A 23,672-nucleotide genomic window follows, 5' to 3' on the forward strand; every position below is an offset into this window, starting at 1 on the left:
GCGAATCGATATCGTCGAATGATGACCGCTCATGCGGCCCGATCGAGACCGCGCCGAACAGCGTTCGCACGCGACGTTGCGCAACGCGTTCACGAATGCCCCATCGACGACACGACGCAAATGGCGCGCGCCGACCCTGCGAAGGATCGCAGCCACAGCCTGATTAGTTGGGATTGGAAAGCATCGGGACGGCCGTCTTCGATTCGGCCGCCCGTTCGAACCGGCGAAACCGCGACGTGCGCACAATGGCATCGTGCATCGCCGCGGCGGCGTCACTTCTTCTTATCCTTGCCGCCCTTCTTCGCCTTCTTCTTTTTCTTGCCCTCGTCTTTTTCCGACGTCGCGAGCAGCGTGCCCCGGCAAGTCGCCGCGCCGCAACGGCACGCGTATTCGCGCTTGAGCTTCTTCGTCAGGCGCGCGTCGATCACGAGGCCGTAGTCGTAAAACAGCTCTTCCTGCTCGCCGATGTCGCGCAACGCGTGGATGAACACGCGTCCGTCCACCTCCTCGGCTTCGCAATTCGGCGCACACGAGTGATTGATCCAGCGTGCGCTGTTGCCGTCGATCTTGCCGTCGATCACGCCGCCCTCTTCGAGCGCGAAATAGAACGTGTGATTCGGATCGTCCGGGTCGTGCGGATGGCGGCGCAGCGCCTCTTTCCACGAGATCCGCTCGCCCTTGTATTCGACTACGCGCTCTCCCGCTTTGATCGGTACCGCGGCGAATACGCCCTTGCCGTGAACGCCCGAGCGGCGCACCACGATCCTGCGTGAACTCATCGAACGAATCCTTTGAAGACGACTTGAAACTGAAACGAACGCGCGGCGCATGTTGCTCGCGCCGCTTCGTCGATCGCGGCGCAAGCGGCATTGCATGCCATGCGCCGGCCGAGTGCGAATCACCCGAATCCTACACGTTAGGGATTGCTTCGTTCAACATCGAACAGCCGCTCGACGCACGAAATCGAGTGAAATCACACGAAATCACGCGACGCCGATCGAATCGGCGCTCGGTTCGGCGCTCGCGCCGATCATCCGCCACGCGCCGCATATGCGACGCACACGCAGCGCTTAACGCTGGCCGAACGACACGTCGCCGAACAGCGCCTTGTGCTCGCGCGGCTGCGAACGCCAATACTGCGGCGGCGCACTGACCGTCGCGCCGAGCTTCGCGGCCGCGTGCCACGGCCAGCGCGGATCGTAGAGCATCGCGCGCGCCATCGCGACGAAGTCCGCATCGCCCGCTTCGATCAGGCGATTCGCGTGCTCGGGATCGGAGATGAGGCCGACGGCGACCGTCGGCATGTCGACCGCGCGCTTGACCGCCTGCGCGAACGGCACCTGATAGCCGGGCGACAGCGGAATCTTCTGTAGCGGCGACACGCCGCCAGACGACACGTCGATCCAGTCGCAGCCGCGCCGCTTCAGCGCGTGCGCGAAGGCGATCGTATCGTCGAGCTCCCAGCCGCCCGGCACCCAATCGGTCGCGGACACGCGCACGCCGACCGGACGATCGTCCGGAAACGCCGCGCGCACCGCGTCGAATACTTCGAGCGGAAAGCGCATCCGGTTCTCGAGCGAGCCGCCGTACGCGTCGGTGCGATGATTCGCCAGCGGCGACAGGAATTGATGCAGCAGATAGCCGTGCGCCGCGTGGACTTCGAGCGCGTCGATGCCGAGACGCGCCGCACGCCTCGCCGATTCGACGAACGCATGACGAATGCGCTCGAGCCCGGCCGCGTCGAGCGCGAGCGGCGACGGTTCGTTTTCCCGATGCGGGACCGCGGACGGCGCGAACGGCTGCCAGCCGCCCTTGTCGACCGAAATCAATTGCCCGCCGCTCCACGGCACGTCGCTCGACGCCTTGCGGCCCGCGTGCGAAAGCTGCATCGCGACGCGAATCGGCGAATGCTTGCGAATCGCCGCGAGCACGGGTTCGAGCGCGGCTTCGGTCGCGTCGTTCCACAGGCCGAGGTCCGCGGGCGAAATGCGGCCATCGGGCTCGACCGCCGTCGCTTCGATGCAGAGAAGTCCCGCGCCCGACAGCGCAAGATGGCCGAGGTGGATCAGGTGCCATGCACGCGCCTCGCCGTTTTCGGCGGAGTACTGGCACATCGGCGAAATCACGATGCGATTGGGAAGCGTCACGCCACGCAGCGTGAACGGAGAAAACAACGCACTCATGGCAGCCGCTCTCGCGAAGAAAGTCGAGCGATCGAGGTTAGCACGCGGCGCGCAGGCTTGCCGCGAGCACGACGACTCACGCGATGGAACGAATATGGAAACGGCACCGGGATCGGTGACGAACCCGGAACCGTTTCGTTTCGAACGAACGCAATCGCAGCCGACCGGCCGCTACAACCCAACCGAATCGAGCCACTCGCCGAACATCTTGCGCGCGGCGCATTCGAGCGTCGGACCGAGCTGCGCGGTCTGCTCGCGCAATCGTTTCGCGTCGATCCCGGGCGTCGCCGCGATCTCGCCCGCATGGCCGATCAGCCAGGGCTCGAAGCGGTCGGCGCGGATCTCCGGATGGCATTGGAGCGCGAGCACGTGCGTGCCCCACGAGAAGGCCTGGTTGCGGCACGCCGGCGTCGACGCGAGATGGATCGCGCCCGCAGGCAGATCGAACGTGTCGCCGTGCCAGTGCATCATCGACGTGATCGCACCGTCGACGTATCGCAGCGGCGACGCGCGCCCCGCTTCCGTCAGCGTGAGCGGTATCCAGCCGAGCTCCTTCGCCGCCGCCGGATACACGCGCGCGCCGAGCGCACGCGCGATCAGCTGCGAGCCGAGGCAGATGCCGAGCGTCGGCAAGCCGGCTTCGATGCGCTTGCCGACGAGCGCCGCGAGCAGCGCCGTCGTCGGATACAGCTCGTCGTCGTACGCGCTGATCGGCCCGCCGAGCACGACGAGCAGCGAAGGCTCGAGCGCGTCGAGCGCCTCGACGCGAGAACCGCCGACGTCGACATAGCGCACGCGCCGCCCGCGTTCGCCGAGCACCTGCTCGAAGCTCCCGAGGTCCTCGAAATGCACGTGGCGAATCGCAACGGCTTCAGCATTCATCGGCACCTCCGGCCCGGACGAGCCCCCGCTCGACGCGCATTACGCCTGCGCGAACAGTTTCCAGGTCTTCTTCTGCGTCAGGGCGTCCGCTTCCTCGTGCACCGTGCAGTCGAGACGCAGGTCGCTGTCCGCCATCGTCATGTCGAGCAACGAACAACGGTAGGTCGGCTTGCGCGCCGCCTTGCCCGGCTGGAAGTGCTTGCACGTCACGCACATCCGGTGCGGCGGAATGTCGCCCTTGACCTGCAGCTCGCGCAGCGTCTTCAGCAGCGCGCGATACAGCACGCCCTGCTCGTCGCCGCCGAGCGTGCCGACCGCTTTCGACAGGAAGTCCGGCCACTGCAGCGCCTTCTTCGCCGCCGTGCGGCCGCGCGCGCTCAAGCGCACCGCGAGCGCGCGGCCGTCGTCGAGCGCGCGACGCTTCTCGACAAGCCCCTTGTGCTCGAGCGTGCTCACCGCATCGCTCGTCGTCGCCGCGGTCAATTGCGTTTCGCGCGCAATCTCGCCCAGCCGCATCGGCCCCTTGCGTTGAAGCAGCAGCACGAGGATTTCACCCTGCGTCGGCGTCAACCCCGCGCCTTCCGCCCAATCCCATGCCTGGCTCCGCATAGCCGTGCTCAACCGCAACAGGCTGTGGGTCACTCGCCCCGCAGCCTGGTTCCCGTAAACACCTTCGCTCATAGTCTTTTCGCTGTTGCCGGCCATCTTTTGAAGGCGGCCGTTTGTGGGGAGATCAGGTCTCGATCTCTGTCTCAAAAGGGCGCACCCGGACGAGCGCGTCCGACATGTTCGCCGCGAGGCACACGCCGCGAACCTGCACGCGGTTTCAGCACCCCCGTCGGCGCTGACCACCGCGAAGCCGACATTCTAAGCGAGAGCGGAAAATCGCACAGCTAAGTTATCCCACCATACCTGTGGATAACGACTGAATAAGCACAGTAACGAACTGTGCGTCGTTTCTTGACAACTTGTGGCACAGGCTCGCCGAAAAATTTTCCGTCCCGAGCCGTCCGCCGGAATTCTCACTCGATTCGCATCGTTGTCAATGCCACAGGCCTTTGACTTTGTGGCGAAATATCAAGTTATCCACAGAATCGGCAGGGGCTTGTTAACTACTACTACGTTTACATACGTATACGTTGGGGTAAACCTAAACCCGCGCCCGTCAGATGCGACGATTTGAAAAACTATTTTTCATTCCCGCCAGCGCAGACACTGCTGGCGCACAGTTTCGTTCAGCGATTTTTCCTGCTTGAAGATCGTCCGGAGCCACGACGCGTCGTTGACGCGCGCCTTCGCGAGCGCGCCGATCTCGTCGAGCGCCGCACGCGAGCCGAGTGCTGCCGCATGCGGCGCAATGCGATCGAGCGTGTCGAGGATGTCCTCGGCGATCGTCCGGCGCTCACCCGTCTGCGGATTCACGCAAGTGCCCTCGAGCCCGAAGCGGCATGCCTCGAAACGGTTGAACGTGTAGACGAGGTAGTCGTCCTCCGACAGCGTCAGCGGTCGGTCGATCAGCAGATAGCGCGCGAGCGTCTGGATGTAGCACGCGATCGCGGCCGCGCGATCGACCGACAGCGGCGTATCCATCACGCGCACTTCGATCGTTCCGTAGCCGGGTTTCGGGCGGATGTCCCAGTAGAAATCCTTCATGCTGTTGACGACGCCCGTATTCACCATCTTAGTGAAGTACTCCTCGAAGCCGTTCCAGGTGAGCACGAACGGCGCGCGGCCCGACAGCGGAAACGCGAACACGGAATTGAGGCGTGCCGAATGAAAGCCGGTGTCGACGTTCTGCACGTACGGCGACGACGCCGACAGCGCGATGAAATGCGGAATGAAGCGCGACATCGAGTGCAGCAGGAACAGCGCGCTGTCGGCGTCCGGACAGCCGATGTGCACGTGCTGGCCGAACACCGTGAACTGTTTCGCGAGATAGCCGTACAACTCGGAAATGTACTGGAAGCGCGGCGCGTCGAAGATCTGCCGCTCGCTCCATTGCTGGAACGCGTGTGTGCCGCCGCCGCAGAGGCCGACGTTCAGCTGGTCGGCCGCGCTGACGAGCGTGTCGCGGATCGCGTGCAGTTCGCCCAATGCTTGATCGTGCGTCCTGCATATGCCCGTCGACAGCTCGATCATGCTTTCGGTGATCTCCGGCGTGATGTTGCCGGGAAATTTCGCATCCTTGATGAGCCGCATCAAATCGGACGACGCTTTCGTCAGATCGTAGTTGTGCGTATTGACGATCTGAATTTCGAGCTCGATGCCGAACGTGAACGGTTCGGAATTGACAAAGGTTTCGAGTGCCATGGCGTGGTTCCGGATAACGGGGCGGGAAGCGGCGAACGCGCGGATCAGTTGGCGTCGCGCCGTTCGCCGACAGCCGACAGGCTACGATAGACGATGAGCGGCCCGATCAGCTGCAGTACGACGATCGAGCACATGATGACCGCGCGCAGGCGCGGATCGAAATTCGGGTAAAGCTGGTACGTGTCGTCGACGAGCAGATACGCGAGCGCCGACATCGGCACGAGCGAGAAGCCGAGCGCGACGCCCTGCTTCACACCGAGGCCGCTCGGCTTCGCGAACACGAGCACGCCGACGAGCTTCGCGACGAAGCGCGTCGCAATCAGCGCGCCCGCGACGAGTCCGCCCGCGATGATGTCCTGCGAGGCGAACGACGTGAGCGTCAGCACGAACAGAATCACGGTGAGCAGCCACCCGGCGGTGCCGAAATGCTCGGGCCACAACTGCGGACGCGCTTCGAGATTCTTCACGATGATGCCGGCGAGCAGGAGCGTGAGCATCGTCGACAACTTGAGCACCTGCGCGACCGCGATCGCGAGCACGACGAGGCCGAACAGTGCGACGAACGAATGTTCGTCGCGCATCGTCGAGGCAACATGCCGGAACAGATAATTGCATGCGCGAGCGAACAGATACGCGACGATGAACGAGCCGGCGAGCAGATAGATCGGCTGCAGGATCGTCGCGAACACGTTGCCGTACGCTTCCTGATGCAGCCAGCTCGTGACGAGCTTCGTCAGCACGACCGCGTAGACGCTGTTCAGCGCGGACAATGTGATGAGCCGCTGCGACACCTGCCCTTCCGCGCGCAATTCCGTCTTCAACTGGATCACCATCGCGGGCGACGTCGAGATCGCGATCGCCGCGAGCACGAGCGCGATCATTCCCGGCACCTTGAGCACCAGCAGCACCGCGAGCACGAGCACGAACGTGAGCGTCGCCTCGGCGAGACTCGACGCGATGAGCCAAGGATTGCGGCGGATCCAGCGTAAGTCGAGCCGGCTGCCGAGCTCGAACAGCAGCAGCCCGAGCGCGACGTTCACGAGGAGCCGCGACGTGTCGTCGGTGCTCGCGTCGATCACGCCGAAGCCGAACGAGCCGGCGATGAGCCCGATCACCGCGTAGCCGGTGATCCGCGGCAGGCGCCACGCGCGATAGCAGAGCTCGCCGCAAAGACCAGCGGCGAAGAGTGCAAAGCCGGCCCAAAAAATCGCATCCGGGACGAGGGGCCAGTTGGGTAGAAACGAGAACGCTGACTTCATCGTGGTGACTTCTCCTTTGGAAGGCAACCTCCGGCGACGCGGATCGAGCGAGTCGAGCGAATGATGCGCGCTGGATGAGTGGTTGCCCCGTCGTTCGTTGTTCTGTACGACCAGTAGGACATGGGGTAAGCCCGCGTCGCCGAAAAGGGTGCGACGGTCAGTCGGGCTTGCGGCCGATCTGGGGTCGGCCTGGCGCGTGTGAATGGGCAGCGCGATCTCAAATCCTCAGATTCGAATTCGAGCTGACCGTTCCGTTGATGCACGCGTGGCGCAGCGCCATGACATGCGTGAAGGAAACCGATTGTGCCACAGCTATTCCGGACCGGACCGAATTCGGGCAAAGGGTTGGCCGATCGCCAAGGTTCGCCCGTTTACTCTGAGGTAAACCTGTATACATACATAGTAGAAGTTAACAAAGCGGCCGAATTTCTGTGGATAACCGGCGTTTACGCCGATGGATCATGAACTTGCGCGTCGCATAACAGGATGTACAGCCTGTTTGCCCGCACAGGGTTTCGATGAGCAACTTTTTCGGATCTGTGCGGCTGTGTGAAGTTGCCCCGTTTACGTCCACATCGGTTGCACAGGGATTGCGCTGGGAATGCGTGCGGTTATCCACAGGGCTGAGTGGATAACTGATCGGCGATTCTGTGTGCGGCGTCCACGTTGGGTTTGAGAATGGCGCGGCGACACGCAAGAAAGGCAAGGCGCCGCCGCCCAGATGGTGGGTCGGCCGAGTGAGTCAGTCGACGCGCCCGTGCCGTAATGCGCGGACGAGAAAGCGGGCCGGGTCGATCGCTTCTGCGAGTTCGCGCTCGAGCGGCCACGGCTCCCCTTCGATCTGCGCGGCGATCAACTCGGCGCCGAGCGCCGCCCAGACCAGTCCGCGCGAGCCATAGCCGAATGCGCCGTACAGGCCCGCCGCGCGCGGAATGTCGCGCAGCTTGGCGCCCGTCAGTGCCGCCGCATTGCGGGCGGCCGCCGTCTCATCGCCCAGTTCGCCGACAAGTGGCAACCGGTCGCTCGCGACGCAGCGAAAGCCGACGCGGCCCGTCAGCAGCGTGCCTGCATCGAGCGTGGCCGCAGAAAATGCAGGCAGCAGCCGTTCGAGCCGTTCGAGGTTTTCGCGATGGCCCGCTTCGCGCAGTGTCGCGTCCGCATCGTCCGGCTCGTACGTCGCGCCCGTCAGCGTGACGCCGTTGGCAAGCGGTACGACGTAGCCGTCGCCGATCACGGGCACCGGCACGGCCGGCGCGCTGCCCGGCGGCAGCAGCGTGAGCTGGCCGCGCACGCGCTGCGTCGGCGCATGCCGCAGACCGGCGATGCGCGCGGCATCGGCCGCGTTCGCGACGACGACGACGCTCGCCTGCGCAAGCGTTGCGCCCGATGCGTCGAGCGCGCGCCAACGGCCGTCGTCGCCGCGCTCGAGCCGCGCGACTTCGATGCCGACGATGCGCGTGAGCTTTTCGCCGGCCGCCGCGCATTGCGAAGCCGCGAGCGCGGCGGGGCTGATCGAGCCGCCTTGAGGAAACAGCCATCCGCCGTACGCGACGTCCGTTCGCAACAGCGCTCGCGCTTCGTCGCGCGACAGCGTCGACGCGAGTTCGGCCGGCACGCCGAGCGTATCGATGCTCTCGCACATCCGCTCGAACTCGTCGTCCGATGTCGCGAGCTGCACAAGGCCTTGCGTGCTGCGCGCAAACGTGTGGCCCGCGCGCTCGAGCGCGCGCCAGCGGTTCAGCGCATGAAGGAAGCCGGCGCGCGACAGGCGGGCCGCGAGGTTGTCGTCGCGCGCGATCATCGGGTGGAACACGCCGGCGGGATTGCCTGATGCTTCGCTCGCGATCTCCGCGTGCCGCTCGATCAGCGTCACGCGCCAGCCGCGCGCGGCGAGCCGCTCGACGACGGCGCAGCCGGCGAGCCCCGCGCCGATCACGAGCGCATCGCGCGGCCCGAAGGCGCGCGCGCGCGGCGGCTCATGGCGCCGCACGCGCCAGCGCGGCGCGAATTCGCCGACGAGCATCGCGCGCTTGCCGGCGAAGCCTTCGGCTTTCCGATACGTGAAACCCGCTTCGTCGAGCGCACGCTTGACGGTGCCCGCGCTCGTGTAGGTCGCGAACGTCGCATGCTCGTCGGCGAGCTTCGCGAGCGACTTGAAGATCGCGGGCGACCACATGTCCGCGTTTTTCGACGGTGCGAAGCCGTCGAGATAGAACGCGTTTGCGCGCAGCACGAGATTCGGCAGCACGTCGAGCGCATCGCCGAACACGAGCGTGAGCGTCACGCGGCCGTCGTCGAATTCGAGACGGTGGACGCCCGGTGTGAGCGAGGGCCATGCGTTCGCGAGTTCGTCGACGAGCGGCTCAATAGTTGTATATGCAACGATATGCGCGGCAGCGCGACGCAGGTCGTCGTGCGCGAACGGGTGCTTTTCGACCGACACGAAGTGAAGCCGCTCGCCGTGCAACGGATCGGCGCGCCATGCGGCCCATGTCGCGAGAAAGTTGCAGCCGATGCCGAAACCCGTCTCGACGATCGTGAAAGTTCGCTTGTGCTGCCAGCGCCGCGGCAGGTCGTTGCCGCGGATGAACACGTGGTCGGCCTGGGCAAGCGCGCCTGCTGCGCTATGGTAGATGTCGCCGTAGAGGGGCGAGACGACGGTGCCGTCTTCGCGGAAGACGAGCGTCGCCGGAACGATTCGATCGGGCATGCGAAACAAAAAAGAAGGCGGCGAAATTGCGACGAACCGCCGCGCGAGCCCCGTCCCGCAAGGCGTTGGCAAAATCCAACGGAACGGTGCGCCGGCTTCGGACGCGCCGCGGCGAAGCCGGATCGCGCGGCTCGGAAACCGCACGGGAAGCATCTAACTCGACAAAATTCGCTCGAAAATCTTTGAAACCCTTGTCGTTATTGGGTTTGCGCTGCGCTATCATAGCAAGCGCCGTATCGCGGAGCTGCCAGGAGGCACACCCGGCGGTGCGTTGCGCGGCGCAATACTTTGCGCTGTGCCGTCGCCACACACTATAGACGGCACGGTTCGCGCACGTATAATCGGCGCGTTCGCGCTGTTCGTGTCAACCTAACCTGGAAAGGAACCTTAATGAACAAACAGGAACTGATCGACGCCGTCGCCGCCCAGACGGGCGCCAGCAAGGCTCAAACCGGCGAAACGCTGGACACGCTCCTCGAAGTGATCAAGAAGTCTGTGTCGAAAGGCGACTCAGTTCAACTGATCGGCTTCGGCAGCTTCGGTTCGGGCAAGCGCGCAGCGCGCACTGGCCGTAACCCCAAGACGGGCGAGACCATCAAGATCCCGGCAGCCAAGACGGTCAAGTTCACGGCTGGCAAGGCGTTCAAGGACGCAGTGAACAAGCGCTGAGACGAACTGTTCGCGAACGAAAAACCCGCTGGTGCCAGCGGGTTTTTTTCTTTTCGGCGCGGCTTTTTTGCCACGCCGCATGGTCTTTTTCAATCTTTGACGATCAGTGGCGATGGACGATTTCGGCGTCGTCGCCGTGGTCATGATCGTGCTCATGTTCGTCGACGTCCCATGCCGGGAACGGATCCGCGTAGCGCGTCCAAGCGTTCTTGTCTTGCGCGTACTCGGCGTCGGTGAGCAGACACGCGTCGAACTTCGCGCGCCACGCGAGCGCGTCGAGCTCAATGCCGATCAGCACGAGCTCCTGCCGACGGTCGCCGATCGACGTATCGGCGAGGTCGCCGTGCCAGTCGGCGACGATCTCTTTGTACAGCTCGTCGCCCTCTTCCGGCCATTCCGAGCGGTCCTGCGCCGCCCACCAGTGCCCGGCCGGACCGTGCCGGCACACGCCGCCCGCCTGAGACAGCGAGCCGGCGATGTCGTCGCGCGTCGCGAGCCAGAAGAATCCCTTGCTGCGCAGCACGCCCTTCCACTCTTCGTGCAGCAACGCCCAGAGCCGCTCCGGATGAAACGGCCGGCGCGCGCGGTAGACGAAGTGGCCGATTCCGTATTCGTCGGCTTCGCTGTGCACGTGCGCATCGCCGGGGGCGTGCCCGTCGTCTTCGTTTTCGTCATGGCGATGCTCGAGCGACGCGAGCCAGCCCGGCGCGTTCGCGGCCGCTTCGAAATCGAAGAGCCCGGTGTCGATCACGTCGGCGAGCGGCACGTCGCCGAAGCGGCTGACGATTTGCCGCGCGCGCGGATTCAGATTCGCGAGGATGCGCTGCAGGCGCGCGAGCGCGTCGGCATCGACGAGATCCGCCTTGTTGATGACGAGCACGTCGCAGAATTCGATCTGCTCGATCAGCAGCTCGACGAGCGTGCGGTCGTCTTCTTCGGTCGCGGCGAGGCCGCGCTCGGCGAGCGCGTCGTCGCGGCCATAGTCTTGCAGGAAGTTGAACGCGTCGACGACCGTGACCATCGTGTCGAGGCGCGCGACGTCTGCGAGCGTCGAGCCGTCGTCGTCGACGAATGTGAAGGTCTCGGCAATCGGCATCGGCTCGGCGATGCCGGTCGATTCGATCAGGATCGCGTCGAAGCGGTTTTCGGCCGCGAGGCGGCGGATCTCGACGAGCAGGTCGTCGCGCAGCGTGCAGCAGATGCAGCCGTTCGACATTTCGACGAGACGCTCCTCGACGTGCGACAGCTCGGCCGCGTCGCGCACGAGCGTCGCGTCGACGTTGACGGCGGCGAGGTCGTTGACGATCACGGCGACCTTCAGGCCGGCGCGATTCGCGAGGATGTGATTGAGCAGCGTGGTCTTGCCGGCGCCGAGGAAGCCGGACAGCACAGTGACGGGCAACGGCTGGTTCATTGCGGTGCGCACCAACGAAAAAAAAGCGGGAAGCAAGCCGCCGTGCCCCGGAAAACGGGGCGGCACCGGCGAGCGGCCGGCGCGGACAAGCGGCGGGAAAGCCGCATTGTGCATCAAATATAGACAGACGGCCGTGCGCGACGGCGAGCCGTCGGCGATTTCATGATGCGTGCGGCGTGAACGAGATGGACGGAGGTGTTTGCACGCGGTGCGAGCGTTGGACTCGCACAAGCGCGGTCCGCCGATGTGCTCTCGCTATGTCTATATATGTTCCGCGGCCGGGCTTCTTTCGCGGCCGGGCCGCCGGTTAGCGTTGCGCGCTCTGCGCATCCTGTACAACCGGCGCCGGCATCAGCCTCCATCGAACGAGAATGTCGGCAATCTGCTTTGCGTACTTGTCGCGCAGCGACGGCGTCTCCGAATGGTAGGCGCCGACCGCCTGCCAGGTGTTGCCGTACTTGTCCATCTTGCGGCGCAGATGCCACGCGGCGATATAGACGCTCTTGCACGGCTCCATCAGCGTGTCCTTCGTGATCCCGTAGCGGGACAGCGTCGGCAGATGGATCGAGTTGATCTGCATGAGGCCGTAATCGGTCGAGCCGTTCGTATTCTTGTTGAGCGCCTCCGGCCGATTGTGCGATTCCTGCCAGGCGATCGCGCGCAGGATCAGCGGATTCACCTTCTGGTACTTCGCGGCTTCGTCGTAACAATCGGCGCGTGCAGGCGCGCTGGCGAACCAGGCGCCGGCGGCAAACGTCGCGACAATAACGAACCGCATCCTCATATGGAAGGAAATGAACCTGTGAATTGTTTTACGCTTTGCAGAAAACCGGGAAAACCCGCACGCGCTTTTCGCGCGAAGCCGCTCCGGCCGCCCGTATCATACCTGCACCCGAACGGTTCGCAATGCAGGGAGGCCGTTCGGTTGGTTCGGACTACGGCGTTTGCCAAGCACGTTTATACCGCATTATCGTGTTGGTTCTTCTCGAGATTTCGCATGGGAAAACTTACATGCGGCATACGCATTCAATTTTTTTATGGCGTATGTGAGACAGTTCTCAGTTCAATGTGATATTTCGGACATGAAAAACTGCTAATGTCTGCTTTTTTGACATCGACCTTACGTCATACCATCGGACACGGCCGCCGCCGGCATCGATCCATTACTCCATGACAAGAACTCGCTTTGCTTTGCGGCGCGTCGCGACGGCGCTCGTCGTCGCCGGAATCGTCGTCGCGCAGGCCGCTCACGCTCAGGTCACGCTCAATTTCGTCAATGCGGACATCGATCAGGTCGCGAAGGCGATCGGCGCCGCGACGGGCAAGACGATCATCGTCGACCCGCGCGTCAAGGGTCAGCTGAACCTCGTTTCGGAACGCCCCGTACCGGAAGATCAGGCGCTGAAGACGCTGCAGTCCGCGCTCCGGATGCAGGGTTTCGCGCTCGTCCAGGATCACGGCGTCCTGAAGGTCGTGCCGGAAGCCGACGCGAAACTGCAGGGCGTGCCGACTTACATCGGCAACACGCCGCAGGCGCGCGGCGACCAGGTCGTCACGCAAGTGTTCGAGCTGCGCAACGAATCGGCCAACAACTTGCTCCCGGTGCTGCGTCCGCTGATCTCGCCGAACAACACGATCACCGCGTATCCGGCCAACAACACGATCGTCGTCACCGACTACGCGGACAACGTGAGGCGGATCGCGCAGATCATCGCGGGCGTCGACAGCGCGGCGGGCTCGCAAGTCGCCGTCGTGCCGCTCAAGAACGCGAATGCGATCGACATTGCCGCGCAACTGACGAAGCTGCTCGATCCAGGCGCGATCGGCAACACCGACGCGACGCTGAAAGTCACCGTGCAGGCCGATCCGCGGACCAACGCGCTGCTGCTGCGCGCGTCGAACGCGCAGCGCCTCGCCGCGGCGAAGAAGATCGCGCAGCAGCTCGACGCGCCGAGCGGCGTGCCGGGCAACATGCACGTCGTGCCGCTGCGCAACGCCGATGCGGTGAAGCTCGCGAAGACGCTGCGCGGAATGCTCGGCAAGGGCGGCGGCGAAAGCGGCTCGTCGGCGACCTCGAACGATGCGAATGCGTTCAATCAGGGCGGCTCGCAGAGCGGCTCGAGCTTCTCGACGGGCACGTCGGGCACGCCGCCGCTGCCGTCTGGATTGTCGTCGTCGAGTTCGTCGGGCGGCACGGGCGGCACGATGGGCGGCGGCGGTCTCGGCACGGGCGGTCTCCTCGGCGGCGACAAGGACAAGAGCGACGAGAACCAGCCGGGCGGCATGATCCAGGCCGACGCGGCGACGAACTCGCTCATCATCACCGCGTCGGACCCGGTGTACCGGAACCTGCGCGCGGTCATCGATCAACTCGATGCGCGCCGCGCTCAGGTCTACATCGAGGCGCTGATCGTCGAACTGAACTCGAATACGGCCGGCAACCTCGGGATTCAGTGGCAGGTCGCGAACAATGCCCTCTATGCGGGCACCAATCTGGCGAGCACGGCGGGCAGTGTGGCCGCCAACAGCATCACCAATCTGACGGCCAACGCGACGAACCCGCTTAACGTGCTGAATGCGCTCACGCCGGGACTCAACATCGGCTGGCTGCACGACATGTTCGGCGTCAAGGGACTCGGCGGGTTGCTACAGTATTTCGCCGGCGTGAGCGATGCGAACGTGCTGTCGACGCCTAACCTCGTGACGCTCGACAACGAAGAAGCGAAGATCGTCGTTGGCCAGAATGTGCCGATCGCGACGGGCTCGTATTCGAACCTGACGGGCGGCACCTCGAACACGTCGGCGTTCAACACATACGACCGCCGCGACGTCGGCCTCACGCTGCACGTGAAGCCGCAGATCACCGACGGCGGGATTCTGAAGCTGCAGCTTTATACCGAGGATTCGTCGGTCGTCAGTGGCACGACGAACACGACGTCGAACCCGGCTGGCCCGACGTTCAACAAGCGCTCGCTCCAGTCGACGGTGCTCGCCGACAACGGCGAGATCATCGTGCTGGGCGGCCTGATGCAGGATAACTACCAGGTGTCGAACCAGAAGGTGCCGCTGCTGGGCGACATCCCGTGGATCGGCCAGCTGTTCCGCTCCGAGACGAAGCAGCGTCAGAAAACCAACCTGATGGTGTTCCTGCGCCCCGTCATCATCGGCGATCGCGAGACCGCGCAAGCGGTGACGTCCAACCGCTACGACTACATCCAGGGCGTGACGGGCGCGTACAAGTCGGACAACAACATCATGCGCGACAAGGACGACCCCATCGTCCCGCCGATGCCGCTCGGCCCGAGCCAGGGCGGTTCGCCTGCGATGAACCTGTTCGACATCGACAAGATGCGGCGTCAGCAGGCCGCTCCGCCCGCGCCCGCCAGCGCACCCGCGCCCGCGGCGGCGAGCGATGCCGGCGCCGCGTCGCCAGGAGCCCGTCCGTGACGCAAGCGCTCGCGCAAGCCACCCAGGACCAGCCGGCGGGCTGCGCGCCGTCGCCGCTCGCCGCGCGGCTCTTGCCGTACGGGTTTGCGAAAACCGGCCAGATCCTGATCGCGCACCAGCACGCGGACACGCTCGAAGTGTGGATCAGCGAGCGCACGAATGCGGCTGCGCTGGCCGAAGTCGCGCGCAATTTCGGCGCGATCTCGGTGCAGCGCGTATCGGCCGACGAGCTCGCGCAGGCGATCAACCAAGCCTATGCGCGCCAGGACGGCAGCGCGGCGCAGATCGTCGGCGAGGTCGAAGGCGAAGTCGACCTGTCGCGGCTGATGCAGGACATCCCCGAAGTCGAGGATCTGCTCGAGTCCGAAGACGACGCGCCGATCATCCGGATGATCAACGCGCTCCTCACGCAAGCGGCGCGCGAGCAGGCGTCCGACATTCACATCGAGCCGTTCGAGAACGCGTCGGTCGTGCGCTTTCGCGTCGACGGCACGCTGCGCGACGTCGTGCGCCCGAAGAAGGCGCTGCACGGCGCGCTGATCTCGCGGATCAAGATCATGGCGCAGCTCGACATCGCCGAGAAGCGTCTGCCGCAGGACGGCCGGATCACGCTGCGCGTCGGCGGCCGGCCCGTCGACGTGCGGGTGTCGACGCTGCCGACCGGGCACGGCGAGCGCGCGGTGCTGCGTCTCCTCGAAAAGGACGCGCAGCGCCTGAACCTCGAAGCGCTCGGGATGGGCCGCGACACGCTCGTGAAATTCGACAAGCTGATCTCGCGCCCGCACGGCATCGTGCTCGTCACGGGCCCGACCGGCTCGGGCAAGACGACGACGCTGTACGCGTCGATGTCGCGTCTCGAGACCGCGACGACCAACATCATGACGGTCGAGGATCCGATCGAATACGACCTATCCGGCATCGGCCAGACGCAGGTGAACGAGCGGATCGGGATGACGTTTGCGCGCGCGCTGCGCTCGATCCTGCGGCAGGATCCGGACATCATCATGATCGGCGAAATCCGTGATCTCGAAACCGCGCAGATCGCGGTGCAGGCGTCGCTGACGGGTCACCTGGTGCTCGCGACGCTGCACACGAACGACGCCGCGTCGGCCGTCACGCGTCTGACCGACATGGGCGTCGAGCCGTATCTGCTCGCATCGTCGCTGCTCGGCGTGCTCGCGCAGCGGCTCGTGCGCCAGCTCTGCCCGGCGTGCAAGGAAGAGCGGCACGAGGATGGCCGCACCGTCTGGCATCCGGTCGGCTGCGACAAGTGTGGGCATTCGGGCTACACCGGCCGGCGCGGCGTCTACGAGTTGCTCATGGTTGACGATCCGATCCGCTCGCTGATCCACCGTAACGCGGCGGACGCCGAGATCCTCGCGACCGGCCGCGCGAACGGGATGCGCACGCTGCGCGACGACGCCGAGCGCTGGCTCGCGGCGGGCGCGACGTCGCTCGAGGAAGTGTTGCGCGTGACGGGAGGCGCATAGCGTCATGCCGGCCTTCCGTTTCGAAGCGATCGACTCAGCGGGGCGCGCGCAAAAGGGCGTCATCGAGGCCGACAGCGCGCGCAATGCGCGCGGCCACCTGCGCACGCAAGGGCTCACGCCGCTCGTCGTCGAACCGGCGGCGAGCCGCAAGCGCGGCGAACGCAGCCAGCGCCTCGCGCTCGGCCGCAAGCTGTCGCAGCGCGAGCAGGCGATCCTGACGCGCCAGCTCGCGAGCCTCTTGATCGCCGGGCTGCCGCTCGACGAGGCGCTCTCGGTGCTGACCGAGCAGGCGGAGCGCGACTACATCCGCGAGCTGATGGCGGCGATTCGCGCCGAGGTGCTGGGCGGACACTCGCTCGCGGTCGCGCTCGCCGAGCACCCGCGCGATTTCCCGGAAATTTATCGCGCGCTCGTCGCGGCGGGCGAGCACACCGGCAAGCTCGGGATCGTGCTGTCGCGGCTCGCTGACTACATCGAGGAGCGCAACGCGCTCAAGCAGAAGATCGTGCTCGCGTTCACGTATCCGGCGATCGTCACGGTGATCGCGTTCGGCATCGTCACGTTCCTGTTGAGCTACGTGGTGCCGCAGGTCGTCAACGTGTTCGCGAGCACGAAACAGCAACTGCCGATGTTGACGATCGTGATGATGGCGCTGTCCGATTTTGTCCGGCACTGGTGGTGGGCGATCCTGATCGGGATCGCGGTCGTCGTCTATCTGGTGAAGGCGACGCTGTCGCGCGACGGCCCGCGTCTCGCATTCGACCGGTGGCTCCTGACCGCCCCGCTCGCGGGCAAGCTCGTGCGCGGCTACAACACGGTGCGCTTCGCAAGCACGCTCGCCATCCTGACCGCGGCGGGCGTGCCGATCCTGCGCGCGCTGCAGGCGGCGGGCGAGACGCTGTCGAACCGCGCGATGCGCGGCAACATCGAGGACGCGATCGTGCGCGTGCGCGAAGGCTCGGCGCTGTCGCGCGCGCTCAACAACGTGAAGACGTTTCCGCCCGTGCTCGTGCACCTGATCCGTTCGGGCGAGGCGACGGGCGACGTGACGACGATGCTCGACCGCGCGTCGGAAGGCGAATCGCGCGAGCTCGAGCGGCGTACGATGTTCCTGACGAGCCTGCTTGAGCCGCTGTTGATTCTCGCGATGGGCGGCATCGTGCTCGTGATCGTGCTCGCGGTGATGCTGCCGATCATCGAGCTCAACAACATGGTGCAGTGACGGAAGATCGGCGCGGCCCGCGGTGGCGGGCCGCCCGAGACGAGGCGGCCCGCTCGGCGGCGCGGCGCTTCTAGCGGACGTAGATGGCGGGAGACGGCGTGTTGGCGGGCAGGAAGATCTCGGAGCGCGCGCCGTTGCGCTCGACGACGATCGAGCGGTCGCGCACTTCGGCGAGCTTCGCGCCCTGCGCGATCTCGCCGCCGAGCGACACCGCGTGCGGTGCGTCGCCGCCGATGCCGACGATGGCCGCCGCGCCGCGCTGCAGCGCGAGGATGCCGAACAGGTGGATGTCCTGTATCGGATTGCGGGTCAACTGCCCGCCGAAGAGCGCGGCGGCGTCCTCCGTGCGCACCGGCGTGTGGGCGGCGGCGGCAGGTAGCGGAGCCTGATGCGCGGACAGCGTGACGAACCAATAGGTGGTCGTCGCGCAGAACACCGCGAAGAGGGCGAGGGAAAGGAGCCGGATCGATAGCGCGTTCATGCGCGTTATTGTACGGAGGAATATGAAATTTGCGTTGAGTGGAAGCCCGAAGCGAGTCGCGCCTTACAATGCGGCTTCACGCAGCGGACGCCGAGCGGCTTGCGCCGCGCGCGTCACTCACTCACCGCTCATTTTTGAAGAAGAGGTAGTCACTCATGCAAACGTGGATCACTCGCCGTTCTCAGGCAGCACGCCGTCAACGCGGCTTCACGCTGATCGAGATCATGGTCGTGGTGGCGATTCTCGGCATTCTCGCGGCGCTCATCGTGCCGAAGATCATGAGCCGTCCCGATGAAGCGCGCCGGATCGCAGCGAAGCAGGACATCGGCACGATCATGCAGGCGCTCAAGCTGTATCGCCTCGACAACGGCCGCTATCCGACCCAGGATCAGGGCCTGACCGCGCTGATCCAGAAGCCGTCCACCGATCCGATCCCGAACAACTGGAAGGACGGCGGCTATCTCGAGCGCCTGCCGAACGATCCGTGGGGCAACGCGTACAAGTACCTGAACCCGGGCGTGCACGGCGAGATCGACGTGTTCAGCTACGGCGCCGACGGCAAGGAAGGCGGCGACGGCAACGATTCCGACATCGGCTCATGGCAATGAGCCGCTGACGCCACTCTCACGCGCGACGCACGCACGCTTCGATGTACGCACTGCCCGGCACGTCTTCCGTTTTCGGTACGCGGCGTCACGCGGGGGGTTCCCGCGGTCGATTCGCGGGGGCTTTTCTCGGGATTTCCGTAGAGGCTTCCTTCGGTCGCTCGACGGGGACTTCGTTCGGGCATGCCACGGGGGCTTCCTCCGATCGCCGCACGGTGACTTCCTTCGGGCGCCGCGCGCGGGGCTTCACGCTGCTCGAAATGCTCGTCGTGCTCGTGATCGCGGGCATCCTCGTGTCGGTCGCGTCGCTGACGCTCAGGCGCAACCCGCGCACCGATCTGCGCGAGGAAGCGCAGCGCGTCGCGCTCCTGTTCGAGACGGCGGGCGACGAGGCGCAGGTGCGCGCGCGCCCGATCGCGTGGCGCGCCACCGATCACGGCTTTCGCTTCGACATCCGCACAGGCGACGGCTGGCGTCCGCTGCGTGACGACGTACTGCGCGCGCGCAACTGGGACGGCGGCGTGACGGGCGCCGCGATCGACTATCCCGGCTCCGACACGCACACCGACGCCGTCGTGTTCGGCACCGAAAGCATCGACGTGCCGGTGCGCGTCACGCTCTATTCCGCAGTCGGCAGCGCGACGATCGTCGGCACCGGCAACGGCCGCTACGAGGTGCGCTGACGATGCGCGCCCATGCTCTCCCCCGCTCGCCCGCGCGTTCGCGCGGCTTCACGATGATCGAGGTGCTCGTTGCGCTCGCGATCATCGCGGTCGCGCTCGCGGCGTCGATCCGCGCGGTCGGCTCGATGGCGACGGGCGCGTCCGATCTTCACACGCGCCTCCTGGCCGGCTGGAGCGCGGACAACGCGCTCGCGCAGCTGCGCCTCGCGCACGCGTGGCCCGACATCGGCACGCAGACGTTCGACTGCTCGCAGGGCAACGTCGCGCTCACCTGCACGCAGCGCGTGAGTTCGACGCCGAATCCGGTGTTCCGGCGCGTCGAGATTGCGGTGTCGATGAACGGCCGCGCCGGCGTGCTCGCGCAGATGGTCACGGTGGTCGCGAATGAAACCAGCCGTTCGCTCTGAGCGCCGCGCGCCCCGCGGGCGGCCTCCTCAGGGGAGGCGGCGCGCATTCCTAGGGGGCGCGCCTCGGGACGTCCGCGGCTTCACGCTGATCGAAATGATGATCGCGATCACGATCCTCGCGGTGATCGCGATCCTGTCGTGGCGCGGGCTCGACCAGATCATCCGCGGCCGCGAGAAGGTGTCGGCCGCGATGGAGGACGAGCGCGTGTTCGCGCAGATGTTCGACCAGATGCGCATCGACGCGCGCCGCGCCGCGACCGACGACGAAGCGGGCCAGCCCGCGGTGCGCGTCGCGGGCGACACGCTGCAGATCGTGCGCGAGCTCGACGCGCCGGGGGCGGCGCCGCGTCTGCAGGTCGTGCGCTACCGGATCTCGAACGGCCGCGTCGTGCGCTACGCGTCGCCGCCGATCGGCGACGTCAACGCGTTGCGCGACGCGGTGCGCGGCGGCGACATCGAAGGCTGGAGCTCGGTGCCGCTGATGCGCGGCGTCGGCATGATCAACGCGCGCCTGTACGTACCGAAGGTCGGCTGGACGACCAGCATGCCCGACGCCGACAGCGCGCTCGAGCAGAACAACAACGCGCTCAAGGTGCCGCTCCTCGGCAATGCGCCGCCGCCGCGTGCGGTGACGGGGCTCGAGGTCAGCATCGGCGCGACGTCGCTGCGCGTGCCGATCACGCGCATCTTTCTGATCGGGGAGTGACATGCGCGCGTCCGCCCTCCTCGCTCGTCTTGCTTCGCTTCGCCGCGCGCGCGCGCCGCGCGCGGCGCATACCGCGTGCACGTCGCGCGCGCCACGGTTGCCGAGCGGCGCGGGTGTCCGAGCGGGCAAGCGCACCCGCGCAGGCAACCGCGCCGGCGCCCGCCGCGAGCGCGGCGTCGCGATCATCAACGCGCTTCTGGTCGTCGCGCTGTCGGCGATCCTCGTGTCCGGGATGCTGTGGCGCCAGCAGGTGCAGGTGCGCCGGATCGAGAACCAGCGGCTGCTCGCGCAGGCGCAATGGGTCGCGCGCGGCGCGCTCGACTGGACCCGGATGGTGCTGCGCTCCGAAGGCGACACCGCGCCCGGCATCACCTATCTCGGCGGGATCTGGGCTGTGCCGATCGCGAAGACGAAGCTGTCGGATTTTCTCGGCCGCATCGGCGTGACCGACGCGGCCGAAGGCGCGGACACCTATCTGTCCGGCTCGATCGAGGACGCGCAGGCGAAGTTCAATCTGCGCAACCTCGTGTCGTCGCCCGCGCCCGGCGCGTTGCAATTGAACGCGGCGCAGGTGCAGACGTTCCAGCGCCTTCTGTCGACGCTCGGGCTCGACCAGCAGCTCGCGAAGATCGTCGCGCGCCACGTGCGCGCGGGGCTCAAGCAATCCGCGACGCGCTTCCAGGCGGCCCAACTGCCGGGCGCCGCGAGCGGCGTGCCCATTCCGCTGCCGGACGGCGGCACCGAGAGCGGCGGCAATTTCACCGATGAGCCGGGCCTCGCGGGCGGCGAAGGCCGCGGGCCCGCGCCGCTGATGATGACGAGCGTCGATTCGCTGCTCGACGTCGAAGGCTTCACGCCGGAAATGGTCGAGCGGCTGCGCCCGTTCGTCACCGTGCTGCCGACGGTGACGCCCGTCAATCTGAACACCGCGCCCGCCGAGGTGATCGCGGCGCTCGTGCCGGGGATGTCGGTGTCGTCCGCGCAGGCGCTCGTGTCGCGGCGCGAGACCGTGTTTTTCCGCAATGTCGGCGATGTGCAGCTCGCGCTGCGCGGCGCCGGCGCGCCGAATGTGAGTCTCGAATCGAGCCAGATCGACGTCACGTCCAGCTATTTCATCGTGCATGGCCGGATCGAGCACGATCGTGCAGTCGTCGATCGCACGTCGCTCGTGTATCGTGATCCGACCACGCACACGACGCGCATCGTGCGCATTCGCGATCAGCTATAACAACGCCATTCGGGAGAGGAGCTCTTGAGCACGTTGATTGTCCTATTGCCGCCGCGCGAGCCGGCCGTGCCGTTGCAGGAATGGCAATGGCCCGAGCTGCCGTTCGCGCTCGTCGACAAGAGCGGCCACACGCAGCGCGCGGGCCGCGCGTCGCTGTCGCTGCTGCCGCAGGCGACGACGACGGTGCTCGTCGTCGCCGCGCGCGACCTACTGATGCTCGAGCAGACCGTGCCGCCCCTGAAGGGGCCGAGACTGAAGCAGGCGCTGCCGAACATCATCGAGGATCAGTTGATCCAGGATCCGCAGGGTTGCCACATCGCCGTCGACCCGGCGGCGCTCGACGGCGGACGCCGCGTGCTCGCCGTGATCGATCGCGCGTGGTTCAAGTTCATCGTCGACGCGTTCACCGCGGCGGGACATCGCCATCTGCGCGCGGTGCCCGTCACGCGCTGCCTGCCGCTGCCGACGCGGCGCGAAGCGGCGGAGGTCGTGGCCGAAGCCGAGATCGCGCACGAGCTGCAAGCGGGGCATGAAGCTGCCGCCGGCAAGGCGAGCGACGGCCACGCAGCCGCCAAAGGCGCGGCGGCGGACGCCGTGAAGCCGCCCGAATCGATCGTCGCGGTCGCGCTCGGTCTTGCCGCGACGGCGAGCGCGCCGTCGCTCGCCGAAGAGTCGGCGACGCTGCTGCCGGAAACGGCCGCCGCGCCGCGCGTCGAGCTCGCGCTCGCGCTCGCCCGCGGCGCGCTCGGCGAGGGCTTCGCCGCGCCGGTGTCGACCGCGGTGATGACGCTCGAGGCGCTCGCGAACGGCACGCCGCTCGAGCTCTACGAGTTGGGCGAGCCGGGCGCCGAGCCGCAACTCGCGTCGGTGCGGCCGCTCGACGACAAGCGTCTGTTGCCGGGCGCCGCGATCTGGCCGTTCGACGCGCTCGTGCGCCGCGCGCTCGATGCGCGCTTCGACCTTTGCCAGTTCGAATTCGAGTTCGCGCCGTGGCGCTTCGACCGCGCGACCCTCACGCGCGTGCGCGTGCCGCTCGCGCTCGCGGCGGTATCGCTCGCGGTCGCGGTGATCGGGATGAACGCGCACTGGTGGAAGCTTGCGCGCGAACGCGACGCGCTGTCCGCGCAGATCACCGAGACGCTCTTGTCAGCGTTCCCGAAGACGACGACGGTGCTCGATCCGGCCGCGCAGATGACGCGCCAGCTCGACCGGCTGCGGATCGCGGCGGGCGAGCTGTCGCCGAACGATTTCCTGTCGCTCGCGAGCGGCCTCGCGCGCTCGCTCGGGCCGCTGCCGCCGAACGGCATCGCATCGCTCGATTATCACGATCGCCGGCTCGACGTCGGCTTCAAGCCCGAGATCAAGGTCGATCCGGACTTCGCCCAGCGCCTCGCGCGCAACGGCCTGTCGGGCGAGATCGACAGCAGCACGGGCAAGTGGACCATTCGGAGCCGCTCATGAAAACGGAATTGAACGAAACGCTGACCCAGTTCTGGGAGGGCCGCACCGCGCGCGAGAAGCTGCTGCTCGGCTGGGGCGGAGCGGCGCTCGTCGTCGTGATCGCGTATTCGGTGCTGTGGTCGCCCGCGCAGGAAGGCCGCGCGCAGATCCAGCGCCAACTGCCGACGATGCGCCACGAGCTCGCGGAGATGACCGCGCAGGCGAACGAGGCGCGCTCGCTCGCGGCCGCCGCGCAGGGCGTCGCGCCGACGGGCATCGCGCTGAAGGATGCGCTCGCCGCGTCGCTGTCCGATCACGGGCTCGCCGCGGCGGCGCCGCAAATCGTCGGCGGCGGCGTGCAGATCCAGCTGAAGAACGCGTCGTTCCCCGCGTGGACGCAGTGGCTCGACGACGTGCGCCGCCAGTTCAAGGCGCAGGTCGTCGAAGCGCACGTGACCGGGCTCAAGGAAGACGGTCAGGTCGATCTGACGGCGGTGCTGCAGCCGGCGTCGGTCAAGTGAGCGACGTCGATGCCC

General features: G+C 66.4%; 22 protein-coding genes. 12 read left to right on the forward strand and 10 right to left on the reverse strand.

Annotated features, from left to right (window positions below; all coding sequences use genetic code 11):
* Positions 1 to 272: 272 nt before the first annotated feature.
* The 4 genes from WS69_RS25720 to WS69_RS25740 all read right to left on the reverse strand — a co-directional run bounded on the left by WS69_RS25720 (position 273) and on the right by WS69_RS25740 (position 3,746).
* Positions 273 to 779 carry an SET domain-containing protein gene (locus tag WS69_RS25720; RefSeq protein WP_059473464.1) on the reverse strand — a complete coding sequence of 169 codons (507 nt, stop codon included), beginning with the start codon at positions 777 to 779 and terminating at the stop codon, positions 273 to 275.
* A 291-nt stretch (positions 780 to 1,070) separates the two neighbouring features.
* Positions 1,071 to 2,183, reverse strand: a complete 1,113-nt coding sequence (locus WS69_RS25730; protein ID WP_059473465.1) for an NADH:flavin oxidoreductase/NADH oxidase — start codon at positions 2,181 to 2,183, stop codon at positions 1,071 to 1,073.
* 171 nt (positions 2,184 to 2,354) lie between these two features.
* Complete coding sequence (locus WS69_RS25735) at positions 2,355 to 3,065, reverse strand: glutamine amidotransferase (RefSeq protein ID WP_059473466.1); 711 nt, start codon at positions 3,063 to 3,065, stop codon at positions 2,355 to 2,357.
* 39 nt (positions 3,066 to 3,104) lie between these two features.
* Positions 3,105 to 3,746, reverse strand: a complete 642-nt coding sequence (locus WS69_RS25740) for a MarR family winged helix-turn-helix transcriptional regulator (RefSeq protein ID WP_059473579.1) — start codon at positions 3,744 to 3,746, stop codon at positions 3,105 to 3,107.
* On the opposite strand from WS69_RS25740, the gene WS69_RS32285 reads away from it, so the two are divergent.
* Positions 3,699 to 3,962, forward strand: a complete 264-nt coding sequence (locus WS69_RS32285) for a diguanylate cyclase (protein ID WP_082716480.1) — start codon at positions 3,699 to 3,701, stop codon at positions 3,960 to 3,962. The two genes, WS69_RS25740 and WS69_RS32285, sit on opposite strands and share 48 nt — an antisense overlap.
* 297 nt (positions 3,963 to 4,259) lie before the next feature.
* Here the strand turns inward: WS69_RS32285 and WS69_RS25745 are convergent, their stop codons facing one another.
* The 3 genes from WS69_RS25745 to mnmC all read right to left on the reverse strand — a co-directional run bounded on the left by WS69_RS25745 (position 4,260) and on the right by mnmC (position 9,344).
* A complete protein-coding gene (locus WS69_RS25745; RefSeq protein WP_059473467.1) occupies positions 4,260 to 5,375 on the reverse strand; it encodes a YbdK family carboxylate-amine ligase in 1,116 nt (371 codons plus the stop codon).
* A 44-nt stretch (positions 5,376 to 5,419) separates the two neighbouring features.
* Positions 5,420 to 6,634 carry a cation:proton antiporter gene (locus tag WS69_RS25750; protein WP_059473468.1) on the reverse strand — a complete coding sequence of 405 codons (1,215 nt, stop codon included), beginning with the start codon at positions 6,632 to 6,634 and terminating at the stop codon, positions 5,420 to 5,422.
* Positions 6,635 to 7,376: 742 nt separating this feature from the next.
* Positions 7,377 to 9,344, reverse strand: coding sequence for a bifunctional tRNA (5-methylaminomethyl-2-thiouridine)(34)-methyltransferase MnmD/FAD-dependent 5-carboxymethylaminomethyl-2-thiouridine(34) oxidoreductase MnmC (mnmC, locus tag WS69_RS25755; protein ID WP_059473469.1), 1,968 nt, complete (start codon positions 9,342 to 9,344; stop codon positions 7,377 to 7,379).
* A gap of 390 nt (positions 9,345 to 9,734) precedes the next feature.
* Between mnmC and WS69_RS25760 the strand changes: the two genes are divergently transcribed.
* Positions 9,735 to 10,013, forward strand: coding sequence for an HU family DNA-binding protein (locus WS69_RS25760; RefSeq protein WP_010100512.1), 279 nt, complete (start codon positions 9,735 to 9,737; stop codon positions 10,011 to 10,013).
* Positions 10,014 to 10,116: 103 nt separating this feature from the next.
* On the opposite strand, the gene WS69_RS25765 is transcribed toward WS69_RS25760, so the two are convergent.
* Positions 10,117 to 11,427, reverse strand: a complete 1,311-nt coding sequence (locus tag WS69_RS25765; RefSeq protein WP_059473470.1) for a GTP-binding protein — start codon at positions 11,425 to 11,427, stop codon at positions 10,117 to 10,119.
* A gap of 307 nt (positions 11,428 to 11,734) precedes the next feature.
* Complete coding sequence (locus WS69_RS25770) at positions 11,735 to 12,211, reverse strand: lytic transglycosylase domain-containing protein (RefSeq protein ID WP_059473471.1); 477 nt, start codon at positions 12,209 to 12,211, stop codon at positions 11,735 to 11,737.
* A gap of 386 nt (positions 12,212 to 12,597) precedes the next feature.
* Here WS69_RS25770 and gspD point away from each other — a divergent pair, with 386 nt between their 5' ends.
* The 3 genes from gspD to gspF are packed head-to-tail and all read left to right on the forward strand — an operon-like array spanning position 12,598 to position 17,586.
* The gene (gspD, locus tag WS69_RS25775; RefSeq protein ID WP_059473472.1) at positions 12,598 to 14,874 is read left to right on the forward strand and encodes a type II secretion system secretin GspD; all 2,277 of its coding nucleotides are present in this window, start codon (positions 12,598 to 12,600) and stop codon (positions 14,872 to 14,874) included.
* On the forward strand, positions 14,871 to 16,364 hold the full coding sequence (gene gspE, locus WS69_RS25780; protein WP_059473473.1) for a type II secretion system ATPase GspE: 1,494 nt from the start codon (positions 14,871 to 14,873) through the stop codon (positions 16,362 to 16,364). The genes gspD and gspE overlap by 4 nt, the downstream gene beginning before the upstream one ends.
* A gap of 4 nt (positions 16,365 to 16,368) precedes the next feature.
* The gene (gene gspF / locus WS69_RS25785; RefSeq protein ID WP_059473474.1) at positions 16,369 to 17,586 is read left to right on the forward strand and encodes a type II secretion system inner membrane protein GspF; all 1,218 of its coding nucleotides are present in this window, start codon (positions 16,369 to 16,371) and stop codon (positions 17,584 to 17,586) included.
* Positions 17,587 to 17,656: 70 nt separating this feature from the next.
* Here gspF and WS69_RS25790 read toward each other — a convergent pair whose 3' ends face one another.
* Complete coding sequence (locus tag WS69_RS25790) at positions 17,657 to 18,067, reverse strand: hypothetical protein (protein ID WP_059473475.1); 411 nt, start codon at positions 18,065 to 18,067, stop codon at positions 17,657 to 17,659.
* A 155-nt stretch (positions 18,068 to 18,222) separates the two neighbouring features.
* Here WS69_RS25790 and gspG point away from each other — a divergent pair, with 155 nt between their 5' ends.
* The 7 genes from gspG to gspM are packed head-to-tail and all read left to right on the forward strand — an operon-like array spanning position 18,223 to position 23,657.
* Positions 18,223 to 18,675 carry a type II secretion system major pseudopilin GspG gene (gene gspG / locus WS69_RS25795; protein WP_059473476.1) on the forward strand — a complete coding sequence of 151 codons (453 nt, stop codon included), beginning with the start codon at positions 18,223 to 18,225 and terminating at the stop codon, positions 18,673 to 18,675.
* Between the two features lie 41 nt (positions 18,676 to 18,716).
* On the forward strand, positions 18,717 to 19,355 hold the full coding sequence (locus WS69_RS25800) for a GspH/FimT family pseudopilin (protein WP_059473477.1): 639 nt from the start codon (positions 18,717 to 18,719) through the stop codon (positions 19,353 to 19,355).
* Positions 19,352 to 19,762, forward strand: coding sequence for a type II secretion system minor pseudopilin GspI (gene gspI, locus WS69_RS25805; RefSeq protein ID WP_197419317.1), 411 nt, complete (start codon positions 19,352 to 19,354; stop codon positions 19,760 to 19,762). Before WS69_RS25800 ends, gspI begins: the two co-directional genes overlap by 4 nt.
* Positions 19,740 to 20,468, forward strand: a complete 729-nt coding sequence (locus WS69_RS25810; protein WP_059473479.1) for a PulJ/GspJ family protein — start codon at positions 19,740 to 19,742, stop codon at positions 20,466 to 20,468. Before gspI ends, WS69_RS25810 begins: the two co-directional genes overlap by 23 nt.
* 1 nt (position 20,469) lies before the next feature.
* On the forward strand, positions 20,470 to 21,696 hold the full coding sequence (gene gspK / locus WS69_RS25815; protein ID WP_059473480.1) for a type II secretion system minor pseudopilin GspK: 1,227 nt from the start codon (positions 20,470 to 20,472) through the stop codon (positions 21,694 to 21,696).
* 24 nt (positions 21,697 to 21,720) lie between these two features.
* Entirely contained in the window at positions 21,721 to 23,157 is a 1,437-nt protein-coding gene (gspL, locus tag WS69_RS25820) for a type II secretion system protein GspL (RefSeq protein ID WP_059473481.1), read from the forward strand.
* Positions 23,154 to 23,657, forward strand: a complete 504-nt coding sequence (gene gspM, locus WS69_RS25825; RefSeq protein WP_059473580.1) for a type II secretion system protein GspM — start codon at positions 23,154 to 23,156, stop codon at positions 23,655 to 23,657. The genes gspL and gspM overlap by 4 nt, the downstream gene beginning before the upstream one ends.
* The last annotated feature ends 15 nt before the right edge of the window (positions 23,658 to 23,672 follow it).

It is taken from the genome of Burkholderia sp. BDU5, from assembly GCF_001522845.1.
Lineage (GTDB): Bacteria > Pseudomonadota > Gammaproteobacteria > Burkholderiales > Burkholderiaceae > Burkholderia > Burkholderia mayonis.